Consider the following 3542-nt stretch of genomic DNA (forward strand, 5'->3'; position numbering starts at 1 on the left):
CCCCTGTAGGTCCAGTTGCCCCTGTAGGTCCAGTTGCCCCTGTAGGTCCAGTTGCCCCTGTAGGTCCAGTTGCCCCTGTAGGTCCAGTTACTCCCGTAAGTCCAGTTGCTCCCGTAAGTCCAGTTGCTCCCGTAAGTCCAGTTGCTCCCGTAGGTCCAGTTGCCCCTGTAGGTCCAGTTACTCCCGTAGGTCCAGTTGCCCCTGTAGGTCCAGTTGCTCCTGTTGGAAAAGTAAAGGGAGGAATAGATGAAAGTGTTGGCCCCACTAGATTAGGATCAAAGGCCGCAGCCTGAATTCCCTCCCATTTCTTTTTCTCATTTTGGTTTTCGAACATATTATTACCTCCAAACAGAATACACTCATTCCTTGGATGAGGAAATAGCTTTTATCTCTACATTAGTCTATGTAGAGGAGTTTCACCAATTTTCCTATATACGAATAGGTTATGAAAAACGAGAAATAAAACAGTTTTCTCTCTTATCTACAAGACACCAGATGACTTTGTCATTTCTCCTATATGTTATGTTATGTTAAACTTTCCATTCGGTTTATTTATTAGATTAACGAATGAAACATATTTTTAGTAACTTAATAGTAAGTCACCATTATTATTAAAAACCCGGTCTGTTTATAATAAAACATGCATGGAATTTTTATAAATGCATAAAAAATACAGATAAATCCTCAGACATTGATTTTTGGTTCAATACGTTTATTGATTCAACAAAATGGTAATGTTTGTTGAACAAGAAGTAAAAGGTTGCTACATATTAGTCATATATAATATGTAGTAACCTTTATTCTTTATGATTTTTACAATTTAGGTCTTGATAACCATTCGCAGCAATGCCTGAACAGTGTGCTGTTATTCGTGAAATCATCAAAGAGAAAAATAAACTAACTTGGCCGATCTTAACCACTGAAGAAAAAGAACTGATCGAGAACATGCTATTATGTTCCTTATTATCTGAAGAAGAAATACTAATTACATATTATGAAGACGATTATTTACTCACTAGCTATATGACTGTTGTTGATATTGATCCGTTAAATAGTGCTGTAGTATGTACAGATGAATTTTACAATAGATTCATACTGAAGTTTATAGATATTATTGATGTAAAATGAACAACTAAGGCACTACTTATGTACTTTAAATAATGTTTATTCCAAACGGTTTTAAAAATTTAATACTTCAATTGTTCATTTGTATTGCATTTATTGCGGAATTATTTAAAATATGAGATAACAAAAATAACCTTTATACAATGAAACTTTTAATTTATATCAAGACATGTCGTTCTTCCGGCGCCTACAATTTACAGAAGTAGGTGACATACTTTGATTTTTATAAAGTATAAGAAGCCGTCAGAAGAAGTAGAGATTGAATTTCGATGTAATTGCGAAAAAATAATATCATTACTTTTGGAAATACAACTTTATTAGATTTTCTTGCAAAGTCTTTGGGTATATATTAATAAAAAAAGAATGCACACAGATTAAAATGTGCATTCTTTTTTTATTCACAGTACATATGTTATTTCATTGCTCTTTAAAATACAGTTATAGATTTTATAATAAAGCTTGATTAATAACTAACTGTATTCTTATTACTATGACTATAACTATAACTTTCTTCCATAGCTAATGCATCTGTTTTAGTAACATGAACGGTACCAAATGGATGATTTGGAGGAGCATATATCGAGTAAAGTTTTAGTGGAATATTACCTGTATTAGTTACATTATGCCATGTTCCGGCAGGTATCATTATTGCAAAATCATCATAGGCATTTCTTTTAAAGTCTAAATTATCTTTACTCTTGCCCATTTGAACAATCCCCTGACCTTGTTCAATACGTAAAAATTGATCAACATTGGGATGTATTTCCAAACCGATATCTTCGCCAACATTGATACTCATTAAGGTGACTTGTAAATGTTTACCTGTCCATAAAGCAGTACGATACGTATTGTTTTGTTTTGTTGCTTCATTTATATTAACCACAAATGGTTCTGATCCATAATCTGTTAACGAAATACTTCCAGCACCATCGGAAAAACTAAAAGAATCAAATCTGTTTGCATACTCTATCTCATTGGGGAAAGTCCAGTAAACAGACGGTCTTCCATAGTTATACATAGGTACATTAACATAATAAGGATATGGATACATAAAAGGAATATAGTACATTTTTCTCAACCCTTCACGATTTTATAAAATTATCCTATGCACTGGTTAAGTGAATGTACTTAGATTAAAGGTAACTTTTGTAAAGAAGGCTTTTTAGCCTAAAAGGGGTACGGAAACAATTATGGATTTCAGGGGCTAATCTAGGATTAAATTCAACAATTTAATTTTGATAAATCCATTTTAGAGCTTCTAAAGCCTTTAAAATAAACAACTTGCTATATTATTAATAGAGTATACTCTATTGATAATGCTTGATATGACTAGGTTTATCTCAATATCGTTATAAATCTGCATAATCCTGACGTGACCCCGTTTAGTTTTTAGACATATAATATAAATGTTTATTTAATTATTAACTGAGGTGAATTATTATGATAAATCCTTACTGTATTAAAAACAGGGCAATAGGCGGAGTCTATACAACCCATGGAGCTCAAGCAACAATGCATGCAGTATATCATGCAATGCAGCATATGCCATACTATCAACATCCAGCTATACCTTATTATGAAACCATACAATATCATCCCTCTATAGAATATACACCTCAAAGTATATATCCTACTATTTTTACAACAATTCCACTTTATTAACCATCCTCTTGTTTTTAATTGCTTTTAAACTGTACAGACAAACACCCCCACCCCCCTCACTTTTTGATTATAGCTACACTCTCCATTCGCGCCTATTTTCCAATTACTCCGTTTTGTAATCTAATTCAGACCATTGTAAGAATCAGAATCATAACTGATCAAGAGCTTTGTTAAATGCTCAACATGGTATTTCTCATCACGGCTGATAACACTGAAAACTAGCTTCACAGTATGAAGAATGGATGAATAGCCAAAAAGATTTAGAACAAAAAATTAATTTGAATAATCCTTGGCCAGGTGCTAGAGAGACTGCATACTCATAAATTTTATTTCATGTTGCTAACCATGGTACCTATCATCGAGTAACATAACAGCCATGCTAAGACAACAGGGGCACGCTTCAACAATGAATGACCTAGCTTTATATTGGTATCAGAGTTAGGGCAAATAGTACTTGTAAATTAATGATGGTTCATATGAGAATCCAATAAAATATTCATCTGTTTTCTATAATAAATGTCCTTTAATTAAACTAACGGGGGCATTAGCTTAATAAACCAAATTAAAAAAATCGGCTCCTTTACGTAAAGGAATCGATTTTTTTTGCTACAGTTTTCTTAACGCTGTAAATCCGCATTTCCCTAACGTTACTCCTGGTAGGGGTAGCACCACACATCCATCAACTTAAGGATTTAGACTATTCTTAAACTAAAAAGCACGTTACTATTCTCTTATGTTAATGAGAAAGGGTGACG

The 3542-nt window shown here is 33.1% G+C and carries 4 protein-coding genes and 1 pseudogene; 3 read left to right on the top strand and 2 right to left on the bottom strand.

Translation table 11 applies throughout. From position 1 onward, the window contains the following. Positions 1 to 334: exosporium leader peptide-containing protein (locus MR155_RS32355; protein ID WP_242312074.1), on the bottom strand; the 334-nt coding region annotated here is incomplete at its 3' end. Between the two features lie 512 nt (positions 335 to 846). Between MR155_RS32355 and MR155_RS30780 the strand changes: the two genes are divergently transcribed. Then, positions 847 to 1128: a YolD-like family protein gene (locus MR155_RS30780; protein ID WP_078204036.1), complete on the top strand. Its 282-nt coding sequence runs from the start codon at positions 847 to 849 to the stop codon at positions 1126 to 1128. Positions 1129 to 1588: 460 nt separating this feature from the next. Here MR155_RS30780 and MR155_RS30785 read toward each other — a convergent pair whose 3' ends face one another. After that, the gene (locus MR155_RS30785; RefSeq protein ID WP_088265915.1) at positions 1589 to 2194 is read right to left on the bottom strand and encodes a cupin domain-containing protein; all 606 of its coding nucleotides are present in this window, start codon (positions 2192 to 2194) and stop codon (positions 1589 to 1591) included. A gap of 371 nt (positions 2195 to 2565) precedes the next feature. On the opposite strand from MR155_RS30785, the gene MR155_RS30790 reads away from it, so the two are divergent. Together MR155_RS30790 and MR155_RS30795 are read left to right on the top strand one after the other, a co-directional pair. Further along, positions 2566 to 2787 (top strand): hypothetical protein, encoded by a 222-nt coding sequence (locus MR155_RS30790; protein ID WP_078204034.1) that lies wholly within the window; start codon positions 2566 to 2568, stop codon positions 2785 to 2787. Positions 2788 to 3002: 215 nt separating this feature from the next. Then, a pseudogene (locus tag MR155_RS30795) lies at positions 3003 to 3229 on the top strand (DinB family protein); the annotation flags it as partial. Positions 3230 to 3542 lie beyond the last annotated feature (313 nt).

The organism is Bacillus cereus group sp. BfR-BA-01331 (genome assembly GCF_022663915.1).
Classification (GTDB): Bacteria; Bacillota; Bacilli; order Bacillales; family Bacillaceae_G; genus Bacillus_A; species Bacillus_A mycoides.

Excerpts from the sequence above, each read along its gene's own strand:
- MR155_RS30785 (WP_088265915.1), bottom strand. The coding sequence starts at position 2,194 with ATGTACTATATTCCTTTTATGTATCCATATCCTTATTATGTTAATGTA.
- MR155_RS30790 (WP_078204034.1), top strand. The coding sequence starts at position 2,566 with ATGATAAATCCTTACTGTATTAAAAACAGGGCAATAGGCGGAGTCTAT.
- MR155_RS30780 (WP_078204036.1), top strand. The coding sequence starts at position 847 with ATGCCTGAACAGTGTGCTGTTATTCGTGAAATCATCAAAGAGAAAAAT.